Origin of the sequence: Pseudomonas sp. LD120 (assembly GCF_009861525.1) — a bacterium.
Taxonomy (GTDB): domain Bacteria; phylum Pseudomonadota; class Gammaproteobacteria; order Pseudomonadales; family Pseudomonadaceae; genus Aquipseudomonas.
Genome location: NZ_WVHL01000005.1, coordinates 3,024,313 through 3,049,959 on the forward strand (window position 1 = coordinate 3,024,313; position 25,647 = coordinate 3,049,959).

General features: G+C 64.4%; 17 protein-coding genes and 1 pseudogene. 13 read left to right on the top strand and 5 right to left on the bottom strand.

Annotated elements, in window-relative coordinates; translation table 11 throughout:
- Positions 1 to 5 precede the first annotated feature (5 nt).
- The 3 genes and pseudogenes from PLD_RS28325 to PLD_RS28335 all read left to right on the top strand — a co-directional run bounded on the left by PLD_RS28325 (position 6) and on the right by PLD_RS28335 (position 3,920).
- Complete coding sequence (locus PLD_RS28325) at positions 6 to 1,040, top strand: aldo/keto reductase (protein ID WP_159897993.1); 1,035 nt, start codon at positions 6 to 8, stop codon at positions 1,038 to 1,040.
- Positions 1,037 to 2,471 (top strand): annotated as a pseudogene (locus PLD_RS28330) (NAD-dependent succinate-semialdehyde dehydrogenase). Before PLD_RS28325 ends, PLD_RS28330 begins: the two are co-directional and overlap by 4 nt.
- 87 nt (positions 2,472 to 2,558) lie before the next feature.
- Entirely contained in the window at positions 2,559 to 3,920 is a 1,362-nt protein-coding gene (locus PLD_RS28335) for an MFS transporter (protein WP_159897994.1), read from the top strand.
- A 94-nt stretch (positions 3,921 to 4,014) separates the two neighbouring features.
- Here the strand turns inward: PLD_RS28335 and PLD_RS28340 are convergent, their stop codons facing one another.
- Both PLD_RS28340 and PLD_RS28345 read right to left on the bottom strand, forming a co-directional pair.
- The gene (locus tag PLD_RS28340) at positions 4,015 to 4,890 is read right to left on the bottom strand and encodes a LysR substrate-binding domain-containing protein (RefSeq protein ID WP_159897995.1); all 876 of its coding nucleotides are present in this window, start codon (positions 4,888 to 4,890) and stop codon (positions 4,015 to 4,017) included.
- 168 nt (positions 4,891 to 5,058) lie between these two features.
- Positions 5,059 to 6,240, bottom strand: a complete 1,182-nt coding sequence (locus tag PLD_RS28345) for a hypothetical protein (RefSeq protein WP_159897996.1) — start codon at positions 6,238 to 6,240, stop codon at positions 5,059 to 5,061.
- Positions 6,241 to 6,738: 498 nt separating this feature from the next.
- On the opposite strand from PLD_RS28345, the gene PLD_RS28350 reads away from it, so the two are divergent.
- From PLD_RS28350 to PLD_RS28370, 5 genes are all read left to right on the top strand, one after another.
- Positions 6,739 to 7,677: a LysR substrate-binding domain-containing protein gene (locus tag PLD_RS28350; protein WP_159897997.1), complete on the top strand. Its 939-nt coding sequence runs from the start codon at positions 6,739 to 6,741 to the stop codon at positions 7,675 to 7,677.
- Positions 7,678 to 8,039: 362 nt separating this feature from the next.
- Positions 8,040 to 9,464: an aldehyde dehydrogenase gene (gene aldA, locus PLD_RS28355; RefSeq protein WP_159897998.1), complete on the top strand. Its 1,425-nt coding sequence runs from the start codon at positions 8,040 to 8,042 to the stop codon at positions 9,462 to 9,464.
- 135 nt (positions 9,465 to 9,599) lie between these two features.
- Complete coding sequence (locus PLD_RS28360) at positions 9,600 to 10,922, top strand: nitrate/nitrite transporter (RefSeq protein WP_159897999.1); 1,323 nt, start codon at positions 9,600 to 9,602, stop codon at positions 10,920 to 10,922.
- Position 10,923: 1 nt separating this feature from the next.
- Positions 10,924 to 12,141 carry a mandelate racemase/muconate lactonizing enzyme family protein gene (locus PLD_RS28365; RefSeq protein ID WP_159898000.1) on the top strand — a complete coding sequence of 406 codons (1,218 nt, stop codon included), beginning with the start codon at positions 10,924 to 10,926 and terminating at the stop codon, positions 12,139 to 12,141.
- 78 nt (positions 12,142 to 12,219) lie between these two features.
- On the top strand, positions 12,220 to 13,833 hold the full coding sequence (locus PLD_RS28370; protein WP_159898001.1) for a GMC family oxidoreductase: 1,614 nt from the start codon (positions 12,220 to 12,222) through the stop codon (positions 13,831 to 13,833).
- 69 nt (positions 13,834 to 13,902) lie between these two features.
- Here the strand turns inward: PLD_RS28370 and PLD_RS28375 are convergent, their stop codons facing one another.
- The 3 genes from PLD_RS28375 to speD form a co-directional block, all read right to left on the bottom strand.
- A complete protein-coding gene (locus tag PLD_RS28375) occupies positions 13,903 to 15,216 on the bottom strand; it encodes an FAD-binding oxidoreductase (RefSeq protein ID WP_159898002.1) in 1,314 nt (437 codons plus the stop codon).
- Positions 15,217 to 15,339: 123 nt separating this feature from the next.
- Positions 15,340 to 16,704 carry a glutamine synthetase family protein gene (locus PLD_RS28380; protein WP_159898003.1) on the bottom strand — a complete coding sequence of 455 codons (1,365 nt, stop codon included), beginning with the start codon at positions 16,702 to 16,704 and terminating at the stop codon, positions 15,340 to 15,342.
- An 887-nt stretch (positions 16,705 to 17,591) separates the two neighbouring features.
- Entirely contained in the window at positions 17,592 to 18,026 is a 435-nt protein-coding gene (gene speD, locus PLD_RS28385) for an adenosylmethionine decarboxylase (protein ID WP_159898004.1), read from the bottom strand.
- A gap of 591 nt (positions 18,027 to 18,617) precedes the next feature.
- Here speD and PLD_RS28390 point away from each other — a divergent pair.
- From PLD_RS28390 to PLD_RS28410, 5 genes are read left to right on the top strand one after another with little or no spacing between them, the layout of a single operon-like run.
- A complete protein-coding gene (locus tag PLD_RS28390; protein WP_159898005.1) occupies positions 18,618 to 20,117 on the top strand; it encodes an alkaline phosphatase family protein in 1,500 nt (499 codons plus the stop codon).
- Positions 20,117 to 21,931 (top strand): B12-binding domain-containing radical SAM protein, encoded by a 1,815-nt coding sequence (locus PLD_RS28395; RefSeq protein WP_159898006.1) that lies wholly within the window; start codon positions 20,117 to 20,119, stop codon positions 21,929 to 21,931. Before PLD_RS28390 ends, PLD_RS28395 begins: the two co-directional genes overlap by 1 nt.
- A 3-nt stretch (positions 21,932 to 21,934) precedes the next feature.
- Positions 21,935 to 23,062, top strand: coding sequence for a radical SAM protein (locus PLD_RS28400; protein WP_159898007.1), 1,128 nt, complete (start codon positions 21,935 to 21,937; stop codon positions 23,060 to 23,062).
- A complete protein-coding gene (locus PLD_RS28405) occupies positions 23,052 to 25,283 on the top strand; it encodes a fatty acid--CoA ligase family protein (RefSeq protein WP_159898008.1) in 2,232 nt (743 codons plus the stop codon). The genes PLD_RS28400 and PLD_RS28405 overlap by 11 nt, the downstream gene beginning before the upstream one ends.
- Before the next feature lie 3 nt (positions 25,284 to 25,286).
- Positions 25,287 to 25,541: an acyl carrier protein gene (locus tag PLD_RS28410; RefSeq protein WP_159898009.1), complete on the top strand. Its 255-nt coding sequence runs from the start codon at positions 25,287 to 25,289 to the stop codon at positions 25,539 to 25,541.
- The last annotated feature ends 106 nt before the right edge of the window (positions 25,542 to 25,647 follow it).

Genomic DNA, 25,647 nt, shown 5'->3' on the forward strand with positions numbered 1-25,647 from the left:
GCGCCATGCACTACATCCGTTTGGGCCACTCCGGCCTCAACGTCTCGCGCCTGTGCCTGGGCACCATGAACATGGGGACCCCGGACTGGAAGCCCTGGATCTTCGACGAGAAACAGAGCGAGCCCATCGTCAGGCACGCCCTGGATCACGGGGTGAACTTCATCGACCTGGCCGACTTCTATTCGGCTGGCGTTGGCGAGGAGGTGGTGGGACGCATCGTCAAGCGCCTGGCGCGGCGCGAAGACCTGGTGATCACCACCAAGGTCGGCTACGGCACCCGCAACGCGATCAACGCCAGCGGCCATTCGCGCAAGCACATCCTCGACAGCATCGACGCCTCGCTAACGCGCCTGGGCATGGATTACGTCGATGTGTTCATGCTGCATTACTTCGATGTGAACACTCCGGTGGAAGAAACCATGAGCGCCCTGCACGACATCGTGCGCGCTGGCAAGGCGCGCTACATCGGCGTGTCCACCATGCTCACCGGGCAGTTGGCGAAGATCCTCATGGCGTGCGAGCGCCATGGCTGGGTCAAGCCGATCAACATGCAGTTGCAACTGAACTGCGCCTACCGCGAAGAGGAGCGCGAGATGCTGCCGTTCTGCCGCGACCAGGGCCTGGGCGTCTCGGTGTTCAGCCCGCTGGCCCGTGGCTTGCTCACCGGTGAGGCGCAGTCAACGCGCAACCAGACCGACCTCTTCACCCAGCAGATGTACAGCGACCAGGCTTCGTTCGACATCGCCCATTCGGTGCAGCGCGTGGCGCGTGCCCGTGGGGTGTCGAATGCGCAGATCGCCCAGGCCTGGGTGCTCAATCATCCCGGCGTGGACTGCATGCTGGTGGGCGCCGACACCACCGAGCAATTCGACAGCGCCCTGGCGGCCCTCGACACCCCGCTGGATGTCGAGGAGTTGCATGAGCTGGAGCGCAACTACACCCCGTGCGATGTGATCAACGATTACACCGCCGGCCAGCGCATTCTGCGCAGCGCCCGTCCGGGCCTGGAGCGCTTCAATCTGATCGAGGCCGTGGCATGAACCCACTGATTCGCACAGGTCATTACATCGATGGCCAATGGACCGGCGCGGGCCCGACCTACCCGGTGTTCAACCCGGCCAATGGCGCGCTGATCGCGGAGGTGCAGCGTGCCGGCGCCGAAGAAACCCAGTGGGCCATCGACGCGGCCCATCGCGCCTTGCCAGCCTGGCGCACGCTCACCGCCAAGCAGCGCAGTCAGCGCCTCAAGCGCTGGAGCGAGCTGATGCTGAGCCACCAGCAGGACCTGGCCCGGCTGCTCAGCCAGGAACAGGGCAAGCCGCTGGCCGAAGCCCTGGGCGAGGTGGTCTATGCCGCGAGCTTCCTGGAGTGGTTCGGTGAAGAAGCCAAGCGTGCTTATGGCGATGTGATTCCGAGCCACAAGGCCGATGCGCGGATCATCGTTGTCAAAGAGGCGATTGGTGTGGTGGCGGCGATCACGCCGTGGAACTTCCCCCCTGGCCATGGTCACGCGCAAGGTAGGCCCGGCGCTGGCGGCCGGTTGCACAATGATTCTCAAACCGTCGGAAGAAACGCCACTGTCGGCCTTGGCTTTGGCGGTGCTGGCCGAGCAGGCGGGGATTCCCGCCGGTGTGCTGAACATCGTTTCTGGTGATGCAGTGGCCATCGGTGCAGCACTGCAAGCGTCCAGTCGTGTGCGCAAGCTGTCCTTCACCGGTTCCACCGCCACCGGCAAGCTGCTGATGCGTCAGGCTGCCGACACCTTGAAAAAGGTGTCCCTGGAGCTGGGCGGCAACGCGCCCTTTATCGTGTTCGACGACGCCGACCTGGACGCCGCGGTCCAGGGCGCCATGGCCTCCAAGTTTCGTAACACCGGGCAGACCTGTGTCTGCGTCAACCGCTTCTTTATCCAGGACGGGGTGTACGACGCGTTCACCGCCAAGCTGGCCGAGGCGGTGACGGCGATGCGCGTCGGCAGTGCCCTGGACGGCGAAACCGAGCAGGGCCCGCTGATCAACGCGGCAGCCTTGGCCAAGGTCGAACTGCACGTCGGCGATGCCCTGGAGAAAGGCGCACGGCTGCTCTGCGGCGGCCGGCGCCACGCCCTGGGCGGCACTTTTTTCGAGCCGACCGTTCTTGCCGAAGCCAACGCCGAGATGCTGATCGCCCAGGAAGAAACCTTCGGCCCGGTGGCGGCCTGTCTGCGCTTTCGCGACGAGGCTGAAGTGCTGCAACAGGCCAACGACACGCTCTATGGCCTTTCGGCCTACTTCTACAGCCGCGACATCGGTCGGGTCTGGCGCATGGCCGAGGGCCTGGAGGCGGGCATGGTGGGAATCAACGAAGGGATGATTTCCACCGAAGTCGCGCCCTTTGGTGGGATCAAGGCCTCGGGCCTGGGGCGCGAAGGCTCCAAGTACGGCCTGGACGATTACCTGGAGATCAAATACCTGCTGATGGGCGGCCTCTGAGGCCGGGCCCCTGGCTGCGCGCAGCCACGGCCAGGGGCGCCCGCAAACGCTTCATCTCTTATTCAAGAACAATAAGTGGAGACGAACATGAGCACTGCAACCGTCAAGATCGATGACCTGCCGATTGGCCGGTTCCACCTGAAAATCGCCGGCCTGACCTTCGGCGCGCATTTTACCGACGGCTACATCCTGGGCCTGATCGGCATTGCCTTCACCCTGCTCAGCCCGCAGATGCAACTGGATGCCTTCTGGCAGGGCCTGATCGGCGCCTCGGCGCTGATGGGGCTGTTTATCGGCAGTCTGTTCTTCGGCTGGATCTCCGATCACCTGGGGCGGCAGAAAATCTTCCTGGCCAGTTTCGTGCTGATCACCCTGGCCTCGGTGCTGCAGTTCTATGCCGAAACCGCCCTGGGCCTGTTTCTCTGCCGGGTGCTGATCGGCATCGGCCTGGGCGGCGATTTCAGCGTCGGCCACGCGATGCTCGCCGAGTTCGCGCCGAAGAAGCACCGCGGCGTGCTGCTGGGTTCTTTCAGTGTGGTCTGGACCTTTGGCTACGTGGCCGCGACCTTTGTCGGCGCCGCCATGCTCAGCCTCGGCGACGATGCCTGGCGCTGGATGCTCGGGTCTTCGGCGATTCCCGCCGGGCTCATTCTGCTGGCGCGCATTGGCACCCCGGAGTCGCCGCGCTGGCTGGTCAACCGCGGGCGCCTCGCCGAGGCCCGGGCCATCGTGCACAAGCACCTGGGGGCGCATGTGCTGCTTGACGAGCAGCCGGCTTGCGACAAGCGCTCCGGCTACGCGGTGCTGTTTAGCCCCGAGTACCGCACGCGCACGGCGTTCAACTGCCTGTTCTTCGTGTGCATCGTCATGCCGTATTTCGCCATCTACACCTTCCTGCCGTCGATCCTGCAGCAGATGGGGCTGGCCGAGGGCTTTGGCACTGAGCTGATGCTCAACCTGCTGCTGATCCTCGGCGCCTTGATCGGCATCGTCTGCACGCTGAAGTTTTCCCGCCGCGGTTTCTTGATCAACGCCTTCATCATCCTGGCGGTGACGCTGTTGCTGCTGGCGGTGTTGCCGGGGAGTGCCGCCTGGTTGATGGTGCTGCTGTTCGGGGTGTTTACCCTGGTGCTGTCGGCGGTGAGCAACCTGGTGGGGGTGTTTCCCGCGGAGAGTTTCCCCACCGAGGTGCGGGCCAGCGGGATTGGCCTGGCCACCGCTGTGAGCCGCTTGGGCTCGGCCATCAGCACCTTTCTATTGCCGGTGAGCGTGGCCGGGATCGGCCTCCGCCCGACCATGGGGATTCTGGCGGCCATCCTCGCCCTGGGCGCGCTGATTGCCTGGGCCTGGGCCCCGGAGACCAAGTCCCTGACCTTGAACCAGGCCTGCAGCGTGGCGGCTGGCGAGCCGGCCGCGCTCAAGCGACCCAAGGTGGCGGCCCCGGTATGAGCGACAGCGGCGCGTTGAAAACCGTCTGAGGCGGTTGTGCGTCTGCGGCGCCGCCAGGCGTCGCAGGCGCCAGCGGCTACAGGGGTTACAGGGTTCAGGTTTGGCTCTGGTGGCTCAGCCAGTGAGTGAACCGCTGCACCTTGGACAGGCCGTGTTTGTCGTGCGCCACGTCCAGCCAATAACCGTAAGGGCCGATCACCTCCACTGGGGTGATCGGCAGCAGGTGGCCGTCGGCCAGTTCGCGCTCGATCATCTGTCGGTCGATCACGGCCAGCCCGCCACCGGCCAGCGCGGTGTGGATCACCTGATCCAGGGTGCCGAACTCCAGGCCTGCTCCCGCGTCGATGTCCTTCCGGCCCATGGCCGCCAGCCAGTTTTCCCATACCCGCAAACGCTTGCCGTCGTGCAGGATGTGCAGCAGCGAGTGGTCGCGCAGGTCCGGCGCCTGGCCGGCACTGAACAGTTCCGGGCTGGCCACGGCGAGGTGCCGCTCCATCACCAGCAAGCGGCTGTGGCAATGGGGCGCGGCCTGCAGGCCGAAACGAATCTGGCAGTCGACTTCGGCGGGGCTGTCGTGGCTGGCGTGCTGGGTCACGCTGAGGCTGATGGCCGGGTGCTGCCGGCAGAAGTCTCGCAAGTGCGCCGACAGCCAGCGGGTGGCCCAGGTCGGCGGCGCGACAATGCGCAGGCGCTGGCGCAGGTTGGGCACACGCAGGCGCTGCAGCGCCTGTTCGATCTGCTCAAAGGCCTGCCCCAGCTCCGGCGCCAGGGCCGTGCCGGCTTCGGTCAGCGCCAGCCCTTGGGGGGAGCGGCTGAACAGCGACACGCCGAGGTAATCCTCCAGTTGCTTGATCTGGCGACTGACCGCGCCCTGGGTAACGCTCAGGACCTGGGCGGCCTGGCTGAAGCTGCGGTGGCGGGCGACTTCCTCGAAGACCCGGAGGCTGTTCAAAGAGGGCAGTTGACGCATGGCGGGCAGACTCCGCACCTGGCGCCAGGACGCGGCGCCCCGAACCTGGAGGGCAGGGCGGCACTGAGTGGAGCAGGTTCATGGTTAGGGGCCGACGGCGTGTTTCAAGGCGCTCATCCTACCCTGGCGGCGCCCCGCGCGACGATGCGCCAGGGCCCTGGCCGAGGCTTAGAAGTAGTAACCAATGTTCACGTACAGCTGGTTTTCCCACTGGTTGCTGCCACCCGGGCCCAGGCTCTGGGTATAGCTGCTGCCGCCGATGTAGGGGTCGTTCTTGCCCAGCAGCCATTCGCTGGCCACCCACAACGGCCCCACGGAAAACGAACTGCCGAGGATCATCCGCTGGGAGCTTTTGTAGGCGCTGGCGGATTTGTCGAAGGCGCTGTAGTTGGCGTACAGCTTGATGCCGCTGACCTGGTCGAACAGGTGCTTGCCGTCGACGTCGTAGCTCAGGTCGGCGACGTACAGGCTGCCGCGACTGGCAACGTTGAAGGTGCCGTCATAGCCGCCCAGTGTCACCAGCTCATCACTGCCGGGATTGCGTGGCGACATCTGCTGGCGCGCCGCCTGCAACTGCACGCCCCAGGGGCCGTGCTTGCCCAGGTAGTGCAGGGCCAGGGCATTGCGCCGGCCATCGTGGTGGGTGTCGTTGTTCTTCAGGGTCGAGCTCAGGCCCGAGACCCCGACTTCCGAGCGCCAGTCACCCCACTGCACGGCCTTGGCCACCCGCAGGACCAGGGTGTTGCGCTCGCGGTTGTCGCTGCCGTCGGCCACGTAGCTGTCGGCCGAAGACACCACGCTGGAGTAGGTCCGACCGTTGCTGGTGCCCTTGCCTTGCCACGCCGGGCGCAGGTAATAACCGGCCTGGAGGTTCCAGTTGCCGTTGTCCTGGATGTACTTGGCGCCCACTTGCGAGATGTCCTCCAGGCCCACCACGTTGCCCAGGGTTTCGAAGAAGGTGCTGCCAAAATAAGGCTGCAGGCCGAAGGGGATCTGATTCAGGCCCACCTGCACCTGCTGCTCGGGGTTGAAGCGGTAGCCGATCCAGGCGCTTTCGGCGAAGGCGACCTCGCCGACCTTGTCGGTGTAGCGATAAGGGTAGGCCCCGCCGTAGAGGCGGTACTTGGCGGCGCCGATCCAGGTGTCGGAGCTGTACTTGGCGCTGAGGATCGCGGTGTCGAAGTTGAAGGTCTGGATGTCCCGGTCCGGGTCGTAGTCCCAGCGGGCGCGAAGAGCGCCCCCCAGGTCCAGGTGATCGCTGACCTGGACGGCTAGCGCCGGGGCGGCAAGGCTGCCGAGCAAGGGCAACAGGGCCAAGTGGCAAAGAGGGCGAGGGCGCAGGGTGTGCATGGGGTTTTCTCCCGGATTGTTATGGTCAGGTGCGCTGGACCGGGCCGCAGCAAGGGGGCTGTAGCCAAGGGTGAAAGGGGGGAAGTGTCCGGCGTCGGGGGTGTCAGCCGCTGGCGATCGATGGAGCAGGCAGGTGCGTGGGCATGGGCAGTACTCGTCTTGTTGTTTTTTTAGGCTTTGCACGAAAAGCCTTGATACTCGGCGATGCTGTGTTGAAAACGCTCTCGTGCGCGAGTCCGATCGGAATGCTCATTTACAACCCGTAAAGGCGAACGCGACCCCGGCCGTTCCTTGAGCGTTTTCGCCTTGCCTGACCTGCGTCTCAAAACTTTTCCTACAGGGCCTAGGCTGCCGGCAGTGTTGCCCTGCGCGCCGGAGGGCGACAAACGATTTATTGTGCGTTGCAGCATGCGTAAAACGCATGTTTGTCCCATTGGCCGGCGCCCTGTCGCCGTGCCATGCTGGGTGCCCTTGAGCCGCCCTCAGCGAGAGCCTGACGTGAAACGCAAGATCCCCGCGCTCAATGCGCTCAAAGCCTTTGAAGTTGCAGGCAGCACGGGCAGTTTTACCCGGGCCGCCGAGCTGCTCAACGTGACCCAGAGCGCGGTCAGTCGGCAGGTCCGGCAGTTGGAGGAACAGCTGGGCGAGAGCCTGCTGCAACGACGCCATCACCACCTGGAACTGACCAGTGCCGGGCGCGTGCTGTTGCGTGCGTTGCACCAGTCGTTCGACAAGATCGAGCTGACGGTGCGCGGCATCCAGCAGAAATCCCACGCCAATCGCCTGCACCTCAATGCACCCCCAACCTTCGCCAGCCGCTGGTTGCTGCCGCGCCTGGGGCGCTTGCGCGAGCAGTATCCGGCGCTGGAGCTGAGCCTGACCACGCGCTTGCAGGACAGCCTGGCGGAAACCGCGACCCTGGACTGCGCGATCCGCTTTGGCGATGGCGAGTGGGACGGCCTGGACAGCTCGCAGTTGTTCCAGGAGCGACATGTCGCGGTGTGCGCGCCGTCGCTCTTGGCTCGCGAGTCGACGGAGCAGGGCATCGACCTGGGGCGCATGACCCTGTTGCATGTGCTGGCCCGCGAAGACCAGCGCTACCTGACCTGGAAGCACTGGCTGGACGCAGCGCGCATCAGTGGCGTCGACACCCAGGGTGGCTATGAATTCGATCTGCTGGACCTGGCCATTCGTGCCGCCATCGACGGCCTGGGCATCACCATCGCCGACTGGCACATGGTGGCGGCGGAGCTGGCGGGCGGGCAGTTGACCCAGGTGCACAACGTGCATGTGGAGGGGCATCAGTCCTATTGGCTGGTGACCCGTCCGGAGCAGACCCCACTGCCCCAGTTGCAGCAGTTCGGGCAATGGTTGCAAGAGGAGGTCTGGCTTGCCCAGCGCCAGCTCGAACCGTCCACTGCAGCCTTTGCGCCTTAGGCCTGAGCCAGAGCCTTTCAGCGCCTGTGCGGCGACGCCATGAACCGTCCCCTGGTCGCGACTAACATGCGTTTTATGCAAGTTAGTCGGCGACATTAATCGTTTGTCCCCATCGCGGCGAGCGACAAGACTGCCGGCACTCACCTAACAACAACCCGAGTGCCTAGCCATGCCGTATCCGGTCCTTGCCGATTGCCTGCCGTTGCGCCTTGCCCGCTGTATCCATCGTTGCCCGCAGGCCATTGGCCTGTGCGCCGGCGCCGCCATGCGCGCTCGATCACGCCAGATCCTTTGAGCGCCGGGCCTGGAGCGCCTCCAGGCCGCCGGCATTACCTTTTCTTGCCAACGACGGGGCAACCAGCATGCAACTTCAGCGAAACTTTGTTAACGGCCACTTCATCGAGCCGGCCGGCCATGAACGCGTCACGGTCTGCAACCCGGCCGATGAAACCTTGGTGGGCGAGGTCGCGGCGGCCACCGCTCAGCAGGCGCGGGAGGCGGTGGAAGCCGCGCGCAGCGCACAGAAAAAGTGGGCGGCACTGACCAGCATCCAGCGCGGCGAACACCTGCGGGCCCTGGCCGATGCCCTTGAAGAGCGGGCCGAGGCCATTGGCCAGAGCCTGGCTGCCGAATCCGGCAAGAGCCTGGAGGATGCCTGCAACGAAGCCCGCTATGCGGCGCAGATCACCCGCTACCACGCCGAATGGGCGCGGCGCATCGAGGGTGAAATCATCCCCAGCGACAGCCCCGACGAGAAGCTGTTTCTGCACCGCGAAGCGTTGGGCGTGGTGGCCTGCCTGATTCCCTTCAACTACCCGGTCTATACCTTGCTGCGCAAGGTCGCCCCGGCGCTGATCGCCGGCAACAGCGTGGTGGTGCGCCCCAGCAACAACACGCCGCTGTCGGCCCTTGAGATCGCCCGGGCGGTGCAGCAGTCCGGCCTGCCGGCGGGGGTGGTGAACATCCTGGTCATGGATCACGCCACCGCCGCCACGGTCTGCAGCCACCCGGCGGTGGCCATGATCACCCTGACCGGCAGCGTCAATGCCGGGCGCATCGTGCTTGACTACTGCAAGGCCAACGTCGCCAAACCGTCCCTGGAACTGGGCGGCAAGACCCCGGCGATCATCGAACCCGATGCCGACCTGGAACAGGCTGCGCGCGCCATCGTCGGCTCCAAGACCACCCACTGTGGCCAGCTGTGCACGGCGGTGGAGCGGGTCTACGTGCATGAAAGCGTGCATGAACGCTTCCTGGCCCTGCTCAAGGCGCAGATCGCGGCGGTGCATTTTGGTGACCGGCGCCAGGACCCGAGCCTGATGGGGCCGCTGGCCAATGGCGCGTCGCGGGAGGCGATCCACGGCCTGGTACAGCGTGCCGTGGCCGAGGGCGCGGTGCTTGAAGCCGGTGGCGTGCTGCCGCCCGGACCTGGCTTTTTCTACCCGCCGACCCTGCTCAGTGGCTGCCGTCAGGACATGGAGATCGTCCAGGAGGAAGTTTTCGGTCCGGTGCTGCCGGTGCTCACCTACCGCGATATTGATGAGGCCCTGGCCTTGGCCAACGACCACCAGTTCGGCCTGGCCTCGGTGCTCTACACCGAGAACTACCGCACCGCGATGAAGGTCGCCGGGGCCATCGAGGCCGGCGAGCTGTACGTCAATCGCACCCCGGCCGACCCCTACCAGGGTTACCACGCGGGCTGGAAACGCTCGGGTCTGGGCGGTGACGACGGCAAGCACGGCATGCTGGAGTTCACCCAGACCCGCCTGGTGGTCATGCCTTTCTAAGGCGGCTGCAAGTCATCAGCCGCAAGCCGCAAGCAAGAGCAGCGCCGTCGTTCTTGCCGCTTGAAGCTCCAAGCTTGCCGCTGCCTCACTAATAACAATGAGAGGCGCCGGACACCGGCGCCCGAGGGCATCGTCATGTCTAAATATGCAGCCGATCCGGTCGCGGTCCAGGCCAGTGCCGCCTTGCCCGTGGGCAACCACGACAAGGGCAGTCGCTACGTTCAATTGCTGTTGCTGGTGCTGGCCGCCGGGGCGATCTACCCCATCCTCTACCTGCGCCAGGTCTACCAGACCACCATGCTCGACGTGTTCCAGATCAACCACAGCCAGCTGGGGTATCTGTATTCCATGCTGGGCACGATTTTCCTCCTCAGCTACTTGCCCAGCGGCTGGCTGGCGGACCGCATCGCGCCGCGCTTTCTGATCTTCTTTTCGCTGGTGGCCACCGGCGCCCTGGGCCTGTGGTACTCCAGCGCGCCGTCGATGAACGGGTTGCTGGTCATCTTCGGCTGCTGGGGCCTGACCACCGGGTTGACCTTCTGGGCCTCGGTGCTCAAGCGGGTGAAGATGATTGCCCAAGCCAACGAACAGGGGCGTTTCTTCGGCATCCTCGACGGTGGGCGCGGCCTGGTGGAGGCGTTGCTGGCGACCGCGGCCCTGGCTCTGTTCGCCTTCGCCACCGAAACCCGGGGCCAGTCGGCGGTCGAGGGATTCCGGCAGGTGGTCTATCTGTATTCCTTTACCTGCATCGCCATCGGTTGCGTGCTGGTGCTGCTCAAGGACCCCAAGCCCATGGCGGACACGGCCGCGGTGCAGCAGGGCCGCTTCAACCTGCTGAGCGACCTGGCGACTCTGGCGAAGATTCCCGAGCTGTGGCTGGTGACCGCCATCGTGTTTTGCGGCTACCACATCTTCTGGGCCACCTACAGCTTCTCCGACTACCTGCAGAGCAACGGCATGACCGCCGTCATGGCTGGCACCATCACCACCCTCAAGCTGTGGATGCGCCCGATTGGTGGCATCGGCGGCGGCTGGCTGGGTGATCGCTTCTCCAACGTTTCGGTGCTGATAGTCGCGCTGTCGCTGGCGACCCTGAGCGTGGCCGGGCTGATGGTGTTCCCCGGCCTCAACAGCCTGGGCCTGTTGATCGGCACGGTGATCTTCATCGGCCTGATGACCTACGCGATCCGCGGTTTGTACTGGGCGATTCTTGATACCTGCAACATTCCGCTGCGCATCACCGGGCTGGCCATCGGCATCGTCTCGGTGGTCGGTTACCTGCCGGACGCCTTTATCCCGCTGATCAATGGCTACCTCACCGAACACTTCCCCGGTGCCCTGGGCTACCAACTGTACTTCGGCTACATCGCCGCCGTCGGCTTGCTCGGCACCCTCGCGGCCCTGGTGCTCAGGGCCCGGGTCAAGCGCACAACACTCCATCACAAGGCAGGTGCCTGACATGCAGATCGTCTCCCTGGAAACCCATATCGTTGCCGTACCGCCACCGCATATCGGCGGCATGTACTGGCTGTTCGTCAAGCTCAGGACCGCCTGCGGTATTGAAGGCGTGGGCGAGATCTATGCCGCGACCTTTGGCCCCAAGGTCATGCAACCGATCATCGAGGACGTGTTCCAGCGCTACCTGTTGGACCAGGACCCGCATCACATCGAGCGCTTCTTTCGCCAGGCCTATTCCAGTGGTTTTACCCAGCGCCCGGACCTGACCATGATGGGCGTGGTCAGCGGCCTGGAAATGGCCTGCTGGGACATCATCGGCAAGGCGGCGAACAAGCCGGTGTACGAGCTGCTGGGCGGCAAGGTGCATGAGCGCTTGCGCTCCTACACCTACCTGTATCCACTCAACAGCCGTGGCGAGTACGACTACGAGGATGCGGACCTGGCGGCCGAGTGCGCGGTGCAGAACATGAAGCAGGGCTTCACCGCGCTCAAGTTCGACCCGGCCGGCCCCTATACCGCGTACTCCGGGCATCAGTTGTCGCTGGAGGTGCTGGAGCGCTGTGAAACCTTCTGCCGCAAGATCCGCGAAGCCGTGGGTGACAAGTGCGACCTGCTGTTTGGCACCCACGGGCAGATGGTGCCGTCCTCGGCCATTCGCCTGGCCAAGCGCCTGGAACAATACGACCCGCTGTGGTTCGAGGAGCCGGTGCCGCCAGGCCAGGAACAGGCCATGGCCCAGGTCGCGGCCAAGACCAGCATCCCGATTGCCACTGGCGAGCGCCTGACCACCAAGTTCGAGTTCTTCAAGCTGTTGCAGGCCGGTGCCGCGTCGATTCTGCAGATGAACGTGGCGCGCTGCGGCGGGCTGCTGGAGGCGAAGAAAATCGCCAGCATGGCCGAGGCCTACTACGCGCAGATCGCGCCGCACCTCTACAACGGGCCAATCGGCGCGGCGGCGAGTTTCCAGCTGGCCACCTGCACGCCGAACTTCCTGATTCAGGAAAGCATCATGACTTGGGGCGGCTTCCATGCGCAGGTGCTGACCAAACCGCTGCAATGGGAAGACGGCTACATCATTGCGTCCACCGAGCCGGGGCTCGGGGTGGAGCTGAACATGGACGTGGTGCGCCAGCACTCGCCCTACAGCGGTGACCGCCTGCACCTGCAAATGGCCGCGACCCCGGCCGACGTCAAGGACACTTCACCGGCCAAGGGTTGAGCACTGACCGCCCGTTGCGGGCGGGGCATGGGCAGCCGCTGACGGCTGCCTTCAATACGACTGACGCGGTACTCCTGCATGACATACGACTACATCATCGCCGGCGCCGGCGCCGCCGGCTGCATCCTCGCCAACCGGCTCTCGGCATCGGGCCAATACTCGGTCCTGCTGCTGGAGGCGGGCGGCAAGGATGCCTCGTTCTGGTTCAGGATTCCGGTGGGGTTCGCCAAGATGTACTACAACCCGACCTTCAACTGGATGTACTACAGCCAGCCCCAGAAACAACTCGCCGACCGCGCGCTCTATGCGCCCCGGGGCAAGGTCCAGGGTGGTTCCGGCTCGATCAACGCGATGATCTACGTGCGTGGCCAGGCCCATGATTTCGATGATTGGGCGGCGGCCGGCAACGACGGCTGGAGCTTCAAGGAGGTGCTGCCGTACTTTCGCAAACTGGAGAGCCACCCGCTGGGCAACAGCCAATACCACGGTGCTAGCGGCCCCATCAGCATCACCCCGATGAAGGGCCAGACCCACCCGATCTGCGAGGCCTTTCTCAAGGGCTGCGAGGAGCTGGGTTACCCCCGCAGCGAGGATTTCAACGGCGCGGATGTTGAAGGCGCGGGGATCTACGACGTCAATACCCGTAACGGCCAGCGCTGCTCCAGCAGTTTTGCCTACCTGCACCCGGCGCTGCGCCGGCCCAACCTTCAGGTCGAGCACCATGCCCTGGTGGACCGGGTGCTGTTTGACGATCTGCAACAGCGCGCGGTGGGGGTTGCGGTGACCCAGCACGGGGTCGGCCGGACGTTCAACGCGGCCAAGGAAGTGATCCTCTGTGCCGGCGCGGTGGACACGCCGAAGATCCTGCAACTGTCCGGGGTCGGCGATCGCCAACTGCTGGCCCGGCACCGGATTCCCTTGCTCAAGCACCTGCCGGCGGTGGGGCAGAACCTGCAGGATCACCTGTGCGTGAGCTACTACTACAAGGCCAATGTTCCCACGCTCAACGACCAGTTCGGCTCGCTGCTGGGGCAGCTCAAGCTCGGCCTGCAGTACCTGCTGAGGCGCCAGGGCGCGCTGGCCATGAGCGTCAACCAGGCCGGTGGCTTTTTCCGGGGCGACGCCGGGCAAGCGCACCCCAACCTGCAGCTGTACTTCAACCCGTTGTCGTACCAGATTCCCAAGAGCAACAAGGCGCGCCTCAAGCCCGAGCCGTATTCCGGCTTTTTGCTGTGCTTCAACCCGTGTCGTCCCACCAGCCGCGGCAGCATCGAGATTGCCTCGAACAACCCGCGGGACGCGGCGCTGATCGACCCCAACTACCTGAGCACCGACAAGGACATCGCCGAGGTGATCCAGGGCAGTCGCCTGCTGCGCAAGATCATGCAGGCGCCGGCGCTCAAGGGCATCACGGTGGACGAAGTGCTACCGGGCCCAACGGTGGACAGCGACGAGCAGATGCTGCAGTACTTTCGCCAGAACAGCGGCTCGATCTACCACCTGTGCGGCTCCTGCGCCATGGGCCGTGACGCACAGCACTCGGTGGTGGATGCGCGCTTGAAGGTGCATGGCCTGGCAGGGCTGCGCATCGTCGATGCCTCGGTGTTTCCCAACGTCACTTCGGGCAACACCCATGCGGCGGTGCTGATGGTGGCGGAGAAGGGCGCCGACCTGATCCTGGAGGATGCCTGATAGCGCTCACAGGATCGTGTCGGACGGTTGCTTGATGGCGCTGTGCGCCAGTGCGTGCCTGGCCTGGGCTCAGCGCAGCTTCTCCAGCATCTGGTAGTACCACATGCCCGCCGCCAGCATCGAGTTGCCCAACTGGTCGCCCAGGGGCACGCGAATATGCCGGCAGGCGGCGAAGGTGTCGTAGTCGCCCAGGTGGCCGGTCAGGGCCTCGGCCATGATCTCGCCCATGATGTGGCTGGTGGCCACGCCGTGCCCGGAGTAGCCCTGGCAGTACCAGACGTTGTCCGAGAGCTTGCCCAGTTGCGGGATGCGGTTGATCACGATGCCCATGGCGCAACTCCACTGGAAGGCGATGCCCACGCCCTTGAGCGCCGGGAAGGTGCGCTCGATGCAGGGGCGCAGTTCGCCGGCGATGTCCCGCGAGTCTTTGCCGCTGTAGTTGGCGCCACCACCGAACAGCAGGCGGCCGTCGGCGGTCATGCGGTAGTAGTCGAGGACAAAGCGGCAGTCGTAGACCGCCAGGTCCTCGGGGTTCAGGCGTTTGGCCAAATCCCCCAGGGGCTCGGTGGTGACGATGCCGCCCATGGCCGGGAAGATCTTGCCCTTGAGTTTTTTCGGCTCCAGCTTGTGGTAAACGTCGCCGGCCAGCAGCACTTGCTTGGCGTTGATCCGGCCTTGGGCGGTGATCACCGCCGGGTGTTCGCCGTGGACGATCTGCAGCACTTGGCTGTGCTCGAAAATCAGCGCCCCCAGGCTCTCGGCGGCCCGGGCTTCGCCGATGCACAGGTTCAGCGGGTGCAGGTGCAGGTTGCGGGTGTTCTTGATGGCGCCGTGGTACAGCTCGCTTTCCAGCAGGCCGCGCACCTGGGCTCGGTCCAGCAGGCTGACTTCATCGCCCATGCCGCGGCGCAGCGCTTCTTCGTAGTCGGCGCGCAGGCCCGGCAGGTGGCTGGGCTTGTAGGCGGCGTGCAGGTGGCCGTGCTTGAGGTCGCAGGCGATGGCGTATTTCTCCACCCGTTGCTGGATGATCCGGTGCCCGCGCCAGCGCAGGTTCCAGATGAAATCATCGACTTCCTTGCCGAGCTGGCGGCGCATCTGTTTGCGCATGGCTTCATCGCCGGACAGGCTGCCGGTGACCTGGCCGCCATTGCGCCCGGTGGCGCCCCAGCCGATCTTGTGGCTTTCGACGATGGCGACTTTCAGGCCGCGCTCGGCCAGTTCCACCGCGCTGGCGACGCCGGTAAAACCGCCGCCGATGATCACCACATCCACCTGATGAGTGCCTTGCAGAGTCGGGTATTGGGTTTCCTGGTTCAGGGTGGCGCTGTAGTAGCTGGGGCAGCGTTCGGCTGCCGGGGTCCGCGGATCGAGAGCGGTTGTCATGAACAATATCCTTGAAAAATTCGACCGGGCGGCTGTGTGTGGACAGCCGCCAGTGCTGGATAACGTGTCGGCGATCTGCCGCTGCCGCCTGGATGCAGCAGGCTGTGCAGATCGTGCCGGGGCTCAGGCCTGGGTCAGGTACCAGCGCCAGTCCTGCTCGCCGACTTCGGCCATGAACTGGCGGTATTCGGCGCGTTTGACTGCCAGGTACACGCCGAGGAATTCACGGCCCAGGGCATCCCGGGCCCAGGCCGATTGCTCCAGGGCGATCAGCGAGGTCAGCCAGTCGGTGGGCAGCAGTTCGGTGGCCTGGGCGTAGCCATTGCCTTGCACCGGATCGCCCGGATCGAGCTGTTCGCGCAGGCCGCGATGTACGCCGGCGAGGATTGCCGCCGCCGCCAGATAAGGGTTGGCGTCGGCACCACAGATGCGGTGTTCGATGTGCCGACTGTTGGCCGGACCGCCGGGCACCCGCAGGCTCACGGTGCGGTTGTCGACGCCCCAGGTCGGTGCCAGGGGCGCGTAGCTGTTGGCCTGGAAGCGCCGATAGGAGTTGGCGTTGGGGCAGAACAGCAGCAGGGAGTCCAGCAGCGATGTGAGCATACCGCCCACCGCCTGGCGCAGCAGCGGGGTGCCGGCCGGGTCTTCGGAGGCGAACAGGTTGCGGCCCGCGGCATCGGCGATGCTCACGTGCATGTGCATGCCGGTGCCGGCCAGGTGGTCAAAGGGCTTGGCCATGAAGGTGGCCTGCATCCCGTGCTGGTGAGCCACGGCCTTGACCAGACGCTTGTAGCGCACCGCCTGGTCCATGGCTTCCAGGGCATCGCCGTGTTCCAGGGTGATTTCCACCTGGCCCGGGGCGTATTCGGAGATCGCCGTGCGCGCCGGGATGCCTTGCAGTTTGCAGGCGGCGTACAGGTCGGCGAGGAACGGCTCGATCTGCTCCAGCTCGCGCAGGCCGTAGACCTGAGTGCTGCGCGGACGACCGCCGTCAGCATCCAGCGCCGGTTGCGGTCGGCCATTGCTGTCACGCTTGGCGTCCAGCAGGTAGAACTCCAGCTCGCAGGCCATCACTGGGTGGTAACCCTCGGCCTTGAGCCCGTCGATCACCTTGATCAGCAGGTGGCGCGGGTCGGCGATGCTGGCGGGCATGCCCTCCTGCGGGTGCATGCTGACCTGTACCGTGGCAGTGGGAATTTGCCGCCAGGGCAAGCGCACCAGGCTGCCGGCCAGCGGGTAGGCACGGCAGTCGATATCACCGACGTCCCACACCAGGCCGGAGTTTTCCACGTCGTCGCCGTTGAGGGTCAGGCCGAGGATGGTGCTGGGCAGGGGCCGGCCGCTTGCGTAGACCGCCAGCAGTTCTTCGCGGTGCAGCAGCTTGCCCCGGGGCACGCCGTTGGCGTCGAGGATGAACAGTTCGATCATGTCGATATCGGGGTTGGCGGCCAGGAAGTCACGGGCTTCGTCGAGGGCGGCAAATTTCATCAGGGTTCTCGCTTGCGCCATTGGGGCGCGCAGGTTTTCAGGTCCTGCAACGACGCCGCGCACGGCTTGGTTGCAAGGGCAGAAATCAGATCTGGAAAGGGAGCGCGCAGGGACGCGCGCTCAGGCCAGCAGCGAGTGATCCGGAGGGCGTGAGGAGTGGCGCAGACGGGAGCGGCACAGGGCCATGGGCAGGTTGACCAGGAGCTTCATGGGCAGGGCCTGTCCAGCAAGTACGAGCCGATGACGACAGCGCGGTCCTCATGAACCTCATGAGGCGTGGCGGGAAGTGAGCGGCAGGACAGCGCGAGTCGGGCGTCGAGATCACCGCCGCAGCCTCTGTGCAGGGGCGCGGGCGCTGATCTGTCGAATCCGTGATACGGGCTCAGGGGGGACATCGCCGATGTGATCTCGCTGTCGAGTTCGTTGTGGTTATGGGTTATGGGAACCGGGTGCTGCTGGGGCGGATCAATGGGGCCGCTGTCCCAGGGCGGATCAATACTGCAAGAATCCGTCGGCCAATGTAAGGGGGGTAAAAGGCTCCAGTCCCCTGCCGGCTGCCCTTCGCCTACGGGGAGAGGCGTGAGCTAGAGCGGTGCTTCCCGAATGCCAGAAGTGTCTGATTTTTTTTACAGAGCCCCAGTAGACACCGGGCAACAGGTGCCGGCAGCCCCTGTCGGCGGTGCATGAGGCTCGGGGCTTCAGCTTGGGCCGGCGTTCGCTAGGCTCTGTCCGAACAGTTTTGAGACGAAGGTCAGGCAAGGCGAAAACGGTCGAGGAACGGCCGGGGTCGCGTTCGACTTTACGGGGTGTAAATGAGCCTTCTGGACTCGCGCACGAGACCGTTTTCAACGCAGCATCACCGAGTATCAAGGCTCTTCGTACAACGCCTAGGGATCGACCGACTCTGCCTGGTGCCGTACCACCGGCGCTGCATGGCTGGCGGGCAGGTGCTGGGGTGGTTGCGCCGCTCCGCGCTCGACGATCTTCATCGCCCGTACATCGCAGCCCAGGTTCGAGCAGATGTAGTCGAACGCCTTGACCGGGTCGCAAGTCGTGCCGCAGGTAAAGATGTCGAGAAACAGCGCCCCGTGTTCGGGGTAGGTGTGGAAGGAGGCGTGGGACTCCTCCAGCATCACCAGCACCGTCGCGCCTTGTGGCTCGAAGCGTTTTGTCAGCGTGCCACAGACCGTCGCGCCGGCTTCGGCGGAGGCGGCACACAGCAGTTGGGTCAAGGCATCCAGGTCATTGAGCTTTTCCGGGGCGATCTGATAGAGCTCGCCCAGTGTGTGCCTGCCAAAAAAAGCATTGGCGTTCGGGTTCATAGGACTTCCCTGTTTCGACACCAGTACGCATGGCGCGGGTGGGTGAGTGAAAGGCTGCGCAGGCCTGATTGCAGACGCCGATGATGGGATAGCCAGTGCTCGCTTTCCAGGCAAATTGCCGGCGGGTTATTTGAGCATGTAAGAGGTTGATACCAATTGTTTCGCAGGTCCTGGCGGAGCGATCAGCACCTGGCGCGCACGCCCCCGAGGCAAGCCGGCGACCGGCGCCGGCGTTGATTCATGGGCCTTGATCAACTCATTCATTGGATCAGTTATCGCCATCGACAGGTGTCGCCGTGCTGTCCGGGGGGGATCGTTCCTTTATTAGTTGTTGGAAATATCGATTCATACTCGGAGCGATTTTGTTACAAGTCTGAAATTATTTTCGAGGTTGTTTGTTCGGTGTCGGTGTTAGCTTGTTTTCGCCGCTGTTCTGGCTGTGTCTGGTAGTTGTGAGTCTCGAACTTTATCGGTTGGTTTTCGAATGGCGTCGCAATAGCGCTTCTTATACGTCGCTGCTGTTTGAAATGTTGTTCTGCAATGTTGATAAAAGTTTATCTGGTTGAACTTTAGTGTCGGAGGTGGGTGATCATGGAAGATCAGAAGTTGAAGTTGTTGGTCTTCGGTATCGACGGGGCGTCCCATGCTGTCCTCCAGCAACTGATGGCTCGGGGATTGCTGCCCAACTTCAGCGCACTGCGCCGGCGCGCCTCCCATGGGGTACTGCAATCGACCTTTCCACCGCACACCGCACCGGGCTGGGCCTCCATGTTTACTGGGGTTTCTCCGGGTGAACACGGGATCTACCAGTTCTGGTCGACCCAGTCTGCGGACTATCGTTTCCGGGCAATGAACGCTGCCGACTATGGGCGCGAACCCTGCTGGCTGACCCTGGAGCGCCACGGGCTGAAAGTCGGTGCCTACAACATCCCCATGACTCATCCGCCGGCAGATCTGCAGGGCGGCTATATGATCAGCTGGCCATTGGCCAAAACCCTGAGATATACCTCGCCCGCCAACTTGATGCATGAGTTGATGCAGGCGGGGCTGCACTATCATTCAGACATTGTCACTATGTATCGCGGTCAGGAAGACTACTGTGAGCAGGCGCGCAAGTTCATCAAGGGGCGTGCCGATACTTGCTGTTTTCTACAGCAGACGCGGGCCGTGGATGCACTGTTTGTAGTCTTCACCGAAGTTGATCGTGTCAGTCACTATTATTGGGGCGATCACTCGGCGCCCAGTTCCGTCGTGGAACAGTGTTATATCGATATCGATCAGGCGCTGGGCACCGTATTGACCCTGGCCGATGACGACACCCTGGTGGTGGTGGCTTCCGACCATGGCTTCGGCCTGTGTGAAGCGGACTTCAGCGTGCACGAGTTCCTCGAACAACAGGGCCTGCTGGCGACCCGCTATGAACCCCAGGACTCGGGCGCCGAGGCCTCCCACGACGATCCGGGGGCGCGTTCCTGGTTCGACGCGCCGGCGAGCTACCGACGCGTGGTGGATTGGTCGCGCACCGAGTTCTACATGCCCACCCCTGGCTGCTTCGGTGTCAATGCCAATCTGTTGGGGCGCGAGGCCCAGGGGGTGCTGCGCGCCGAGCAGTTGCCGGAGGCCGAAGCGCGTTTGCAGCAAGCCCTGGCGCAGGAGCTCGACGAGCAGGGCCGCCCCTGGTTCACGCTGGTCAAGGCCGATCAGGTGTATGCCGGCGCACGCCTGCAGGACGCTCCCGACTACCTGCTGATCCCCAGGGATTTCAGCGTCATGCCGACACCGGCACTCACCGGCCGGGTCTGGAACACACCGGCCCAGCGTGGCGTGCATCGGCCCGACGGCATCGTGTTCATTCGTGGCTCGACCTTTCCCGAGGACGCCGCGCTGCAGGCGCGGATCGAAGACATCTACCCGACGATCCTGGCCCATCTGGGGCTGCCAGTGCCTGAAGGGCTGGAAGGTCACTGGTTGCTGGAACCGGCCCACGAGCCGCAGCGCGAGCCCGGCCGCAAAGGCTGTGGCGGGCAACGAATGAGTGAAGAAGAACAGCGCTTCATGGACCGCCAATTACAACAAATTGGGTATTTTTAATGGAAACCGTGCCGTTCACCAACGCCGCCGACGGGTTGATTCCGCTCGCCAACCTGGCTGAGCCGATCGACGCGCCAGCGAGCAATCCGCTGCATTCCACTGTCGACTTCCGCAAGCCGCAGCCGATGCGCGTGTGCTTTCCGGTGTTGCTCGATGGCGACCTGGTAATGAGTTCCGAACACCTGGGCGTCAGCTACCTGGTGTCGATCCTGCGGGACCTGGGCGCCGAGTGCCAGGTGGTCGAAGTCAAGTCGATCCAGCACGGCGACGAGATTGCCATTGCTGAAGTGGTGGCCTTCAAGCCCGACCTGATCGGGTTCTCCCTGACCACCGTCACCGTCAGTCATGCCACCGCTTTCGGTTCGGCATTGCGTGCGGCCCTGCCCGAGCAGGTGGCGTTTCTGGCCGGTGGCCCGCTGGCCACCTTCCTGGGCTCCAAGTTGCTGAGCAACCCCAACTGGAGCTTCCTTGACGCCCTGGTGCGCGGTGAGGGCGACGTGCCGCTGGTGCGCTACGTCGAGGCCTTCTGGGATCATGGCGACTACGCCCGGGTGCCGAGCCTGAGCTGGCGCGAGGAGGGCGGGTTCGTCATCGACAACCCCATTGGCAAGCCGGTGCCGGAGCTGGACATGCTGCCTGAACCGGCGCGGGATCAGTTCGAGCTCAACAGCGGCAAGCTGCCCTACCTGCGCCTGGCCACCACCCGTGGTTGCACGGCGCGCTGCACCTTCTGCAACGCGCCCCACGCCGGCAACAAGATCAATCCCGGCAAGCTCTGGCGGGCCAGGACCCCGGACAATATCGTCGATGAAATCGAGCGGCTTTATCACAAGTACAACTTCAACACGTTCGACTTCGTCGATTCGACCTTCGAAGATCCGGGCGGTGCGCCGTTCGCCAAGCAGCGCATCGCCGACATCGCCCAAGGCGTGCTCGATCGCGGCCTGAAGATCTATTACAACTGCTGCATGCAGGCCAAGAACTGGCACCCCGAAGACCAGCCGCTGCTGGACCTGTTGTACCGCTCCGGCCTGGAGAAGGTGCTGATCGGCATCGAGTCGGGTTCACAGATCGGCCTGGATCGCTGGAAGAAGAAATCCACGGTCGAGGACAACAAGCGCGCCATCGAACTGGTGCGTGGCGCCGGCATCTACGTGGCCTTCGGCTTCATTGCCTATCACCCCTGGTCGACCTTCCAGGAGATCCGCGACAACAACCTCTTCCTGCGCGAGTACATGGGCTACAACCTGCGCCGCTACACCGTGCGCCTGGAGCTGTATCCCGGGGCGGAGGCGGTGGAGACCCTGCGCGCCGAGGGCAAGCTGCATGACGACTTCGATGTGTCGCTCAATGCCCTGAGCTACGACTTCGAAGACCCGCGAGTGCGGCAGTTGTCGACCATCAGCGCCTTGCTCTACGGCGAGAAGTACGCCTCGGAAATGGTCATCGAAAAAGAGCCGGCGGTGTTCGAGTTCGAGACCTACGACATCGTCATGCACACCTTTATGTCGCGCTTGCGGCGTGCGGTGCTCGGCGACGTCCGGGGCATGGCGATTCTCGAAGCCGGCGAAGCCAAGGCCGCCGAATTGCGCCGGCTCATGAGCGATTTCAACTATGCGCTGATTTCCGAGATGACCGACCTGGCCGAACTGGGAACCCTCGACGAGGCCTATGCCCATGAACGGCGACCCCAGGTCGAGCAGTTCTACCGGGTCAAGCTTGGCGAGCTGCGCCAGGTCCAGTTGGGTATCAGCATGCAACTCCACCGCGCCGGGCTGAGCCTGCGCGACATCCAGTTCAGCAAAGGGGCTTGAGCCATGACGAATGCCGAACCGGTGAACTTTCTCGGTCACAGCCAGTTGCTGGGCAACGACCTGGTGATCAACGAGGACGCCTGCAACCTGGGGTGCACCTACTGCCTGACCGGGCAGAGCAACATGAAGTCGTCCCATGAGGGCAAGCTGATCTTCCAGCCGCCGGTGCACGACGTCTACAGCCAAGACAGCGACCTGGGCCAGCGCCTGCAGACCATCGTCGAGCGAGTCAACCGCACCTTCAAGCCACCGCTGCTGAAACTCACCGGCGGCGAGATTTTCATCATCAAGGGCATCATGAGCTTCATCGAGCGCATGTCGCCCCTGCATGAAGTGCTGATCGTACAGACCAACGGCCTGCCGTTGACCCGGGACAAAGTGCGGCGCCTGGCCCAACTGGGCAATGTCGTGGTGCAGATCTCACTCGACAGCAGCCACTATCAGGGCAACAGCTATCGGGTCCTGTCGCCACGCATCCACGAGATGATCATGGAGCGCATCGCCATGGTCCTGGAGGCCGGCCTGCCGCTGGAAATCTACGGCGTGCTCAATGACCGCAGCGCGCCGTATCTGCGCGAGTTCGTGGAGTGGTGCTCCGGGTTTGCGGACAACCCACCGCAGCTGTTTCCGTTCCCCGTGCGCGGCCCGGACAGCGAGACGTTCAAGGTCCGCCCCGAGCAGTATCCGTTCATCGACGCATTGTTCGAGCTGCGCGAGCGCTACCCGCAGATCCTGCCACCCAAGGCCTACCTGGAGCGCCTCAGTTCGTTCTATCACCAGGGGCGGCGCACCTGGCGCTGCCACCTGCCACGCCTGGTGATGTCGACCTTCAGCGACGGCGTGGCCACCCCGTGCCCGAACATCTGGTTCCACAACATGGGCAATCTGTTGGAGGACGACTGGAACAAGGCCCTGGCTCCGGTCAACCGTTCACCGTTCTATCAACTGTTGCTGGCTGAACGACCGCGGCTGGATGCCTGCAAGGGCTGCTTCACCCCCTGGGACACCCTGAGCCTGTATTTCGAAGACGCCATCAGCCTGGACGAGCTGTGCCGTGCGCCTTCCTACGCGCCCCAGGCCGTCAGGAACCTGCTTGAACAAGCCAAGGAGGCGTATCGACATGGCGCCTGAGTCACGGATCGACGACCGCTGGTTGGCCCAACTGAGCGCGGGGCCGGTACTGGCTTCGCTGCCGGCAATCCGGCGCAGTGAATGGACCCGGCAGCTTGGTGAACTGGCCAGCAGCGGCCAGCGGCGCTTGCTGCTGGTGTTCGACAGTACGCTTGAGCATGCCGCGCTGTTGCTGGTGCTACTGGAGCAGGGCTTGTCGCCGCTGCTGGTGGCCAGCGATGCCAAGCCTCAGGAACTGCAGCGCTATGCCGCCCAGGGGGCGATCAGCCACAGCGTCCAGCTGGAGCAGGGCGAACTGCGGGTGACAGCGCTTGAACCTGGCGCTGCGCTGCCTGGCGCTTCGGCAGTGCAGCCACACCGGCGTGGCATCTATTTGCTGACGTCGGGCACCACGGGGGAACCGTCGCTGGTTTTTCGCGACCTGAACAGCTGGCGTGACGAGGGCCTGCGCTACTGCCGGCTGTTGCAACTGAGCCGCGAGGATCGGGTGCTGTTCATCGCTCCGGTGTATCACGCCTATGCACTGGGCTGGTTGTGGGGCGCGTTGCTGGCCGGGTCCCAGGTGGAGATCTGCAAACCCACGGAACTGGGGGCGGCGCTGCAGGCGCTGCGCCTGCGCGCCAGCCATTGCGTGGTCACGCCCATGCTGGCGGCCTTGATGGCCCAGCGGGTAGGCCAGGGTGAGCGTCCGCCCCAGCTCAAGGGGGTGATGTCCGGCGCCGGTCCAGTGGACGGACAGCTCGACCAGCAGTTCCAGCAGGCCTTCGGCATCGGACTGTCGCGCAACTATGGCAGTACCGAAAGCGGTGCCGTGTTTGCCGGCGTCGCGCCATTGCCGCCGTTGTCCATCGGCTTTCCCATGCCGGGGATCGAAGTCGTGGAGCCGGCGGCGGGGCAGCCGTTTGCCCTCAAGGTGCGACTGGAGGATGGCCGCCTTTACGACACCGGCGACATTGCCGAACAGAGCGCAGCCGGCTACAGCATCGTCGGTCGCGAGAGCAGTGCGATCCGCCGGGGCGAACGCTGGATTTCGCCGTTCGAGATTGAGTCGGTGCTGGGCAGCCACCCGGATGTGCAAGATTGCGCGGTGCGCGCGGTCAAGTCGGCCCGCTCGGGCAACGACCATATCTTTGCCTTCGTGGTCTGGAACCCTCAGCGCCCGTGGGACCCACGACTGCTGCGCGAACATTGCCAGGCGAATCTGGCGCCGGCCAAGGTCCCCGACCGCTTCGAGCGCACGCCGCTGATTGCCCGCCGTGGCAACGGCAAGCCGCTGCTCAGCCGGCGTTATCGTCCGGCCGCGAACCAGGTGTTGCTGGAGGCCGCCCAGGCCTACAAGCGCTCGCAGTTGTTGCTGGCGCTGTGGGAGTGCGGGGCCTTGCAACTCAGTGCCCAGGGCCTGAGCGTCGACCAGATCGCCCAGCGTACCGGTCTGCATGCCCACACCCTGGCGGTGGCCTTCGACACGGCCCAGGCCAACGGCCTGCTGCACGAGGCCCTGGAGGCCGAGACGCCGCCCCGGGACTTGGAGGATCTGGCCCGGGTGCTGGACCTGGAGTCCTTCAACAACCGCCACTGGAACCGCCTGGACGAGTTGCTGGCGGTGCTGCATGACGGCCTCGACCGGCGCGCCTTCGAACAGACCCCCAAGCACCCGCAACTGCAGCGGCGCTACCAGCGCGCGGTGGCCGGGGCAGACAAGCAACTGGCGGCCCAACTGACCTGGCGCAAGGCCCTGCACAACGCGCCCCGGGCCATCGCCCTGCTGGACATCTGCGCCACTGGCGCGGTGTACACCCAAGCCTTATTGGGCCGCCGGCGCCTGGACTGCCGGGCCAGTCGGATCGTGCAGCTGGGGGGGCTCAATCCGCCGGCGGCGGATATCCCGGTGCACAGCCACGAGGAGCTGGCGCAGCTGGACGCGCGCGGGTTCGACGTAATCGTGCTCGACAACACCCTGCACCAGCCCAGCGTGGTCCAGGCGCTGCCGGCTTTGCTCGAGCGCCTGGGACCCGATGGCCGGCTGATCATTGACGAGATTTTCTTTTGCGACACGGCCTCGGCAGCCGTCGGTGTGGACTGGCTGACCCACGGTGGCTGCCAGTACCCGAGGCAGGACGAGGTGGTTGCGGCGCTGGCGCGCCTGGGGTTCGTCGGCGAGCAAATCTGGCGCCGCGAATCGATGATTTATCAATGCACGATGTTATTCAGCAGGAGCTAGAAAATGACCGATACCGACCGCTTGATCAAAGTGTTCTCCAGCACCGTGGGCCGTGAACTGAGCCGTGAAGACCTCTCGGGGGGCGACCTGATCGGCACCCTGGGCCTGAACTCGATCGACGCCTTGCAGTTGCTGATCCAAGTGGAAACCGAGTTTGGCTTCTCCATCGAGGACAACGAGCTGTCCATCGAACTGGTCAACTCGCTGGAACGCCTGGAAGCCTTCGTCGCCGACAAGACCCAGGCCCAGGTTGTCTGAAGGTGATGACGGCATGTGTCTCTTTGCCAACCTCGGCTGCGTGGTTTCCTGCGCGCGCCGATGTGGGCGGCCCGGCGCCCGCCGGCCCGCCCGGAAGAACCGAACG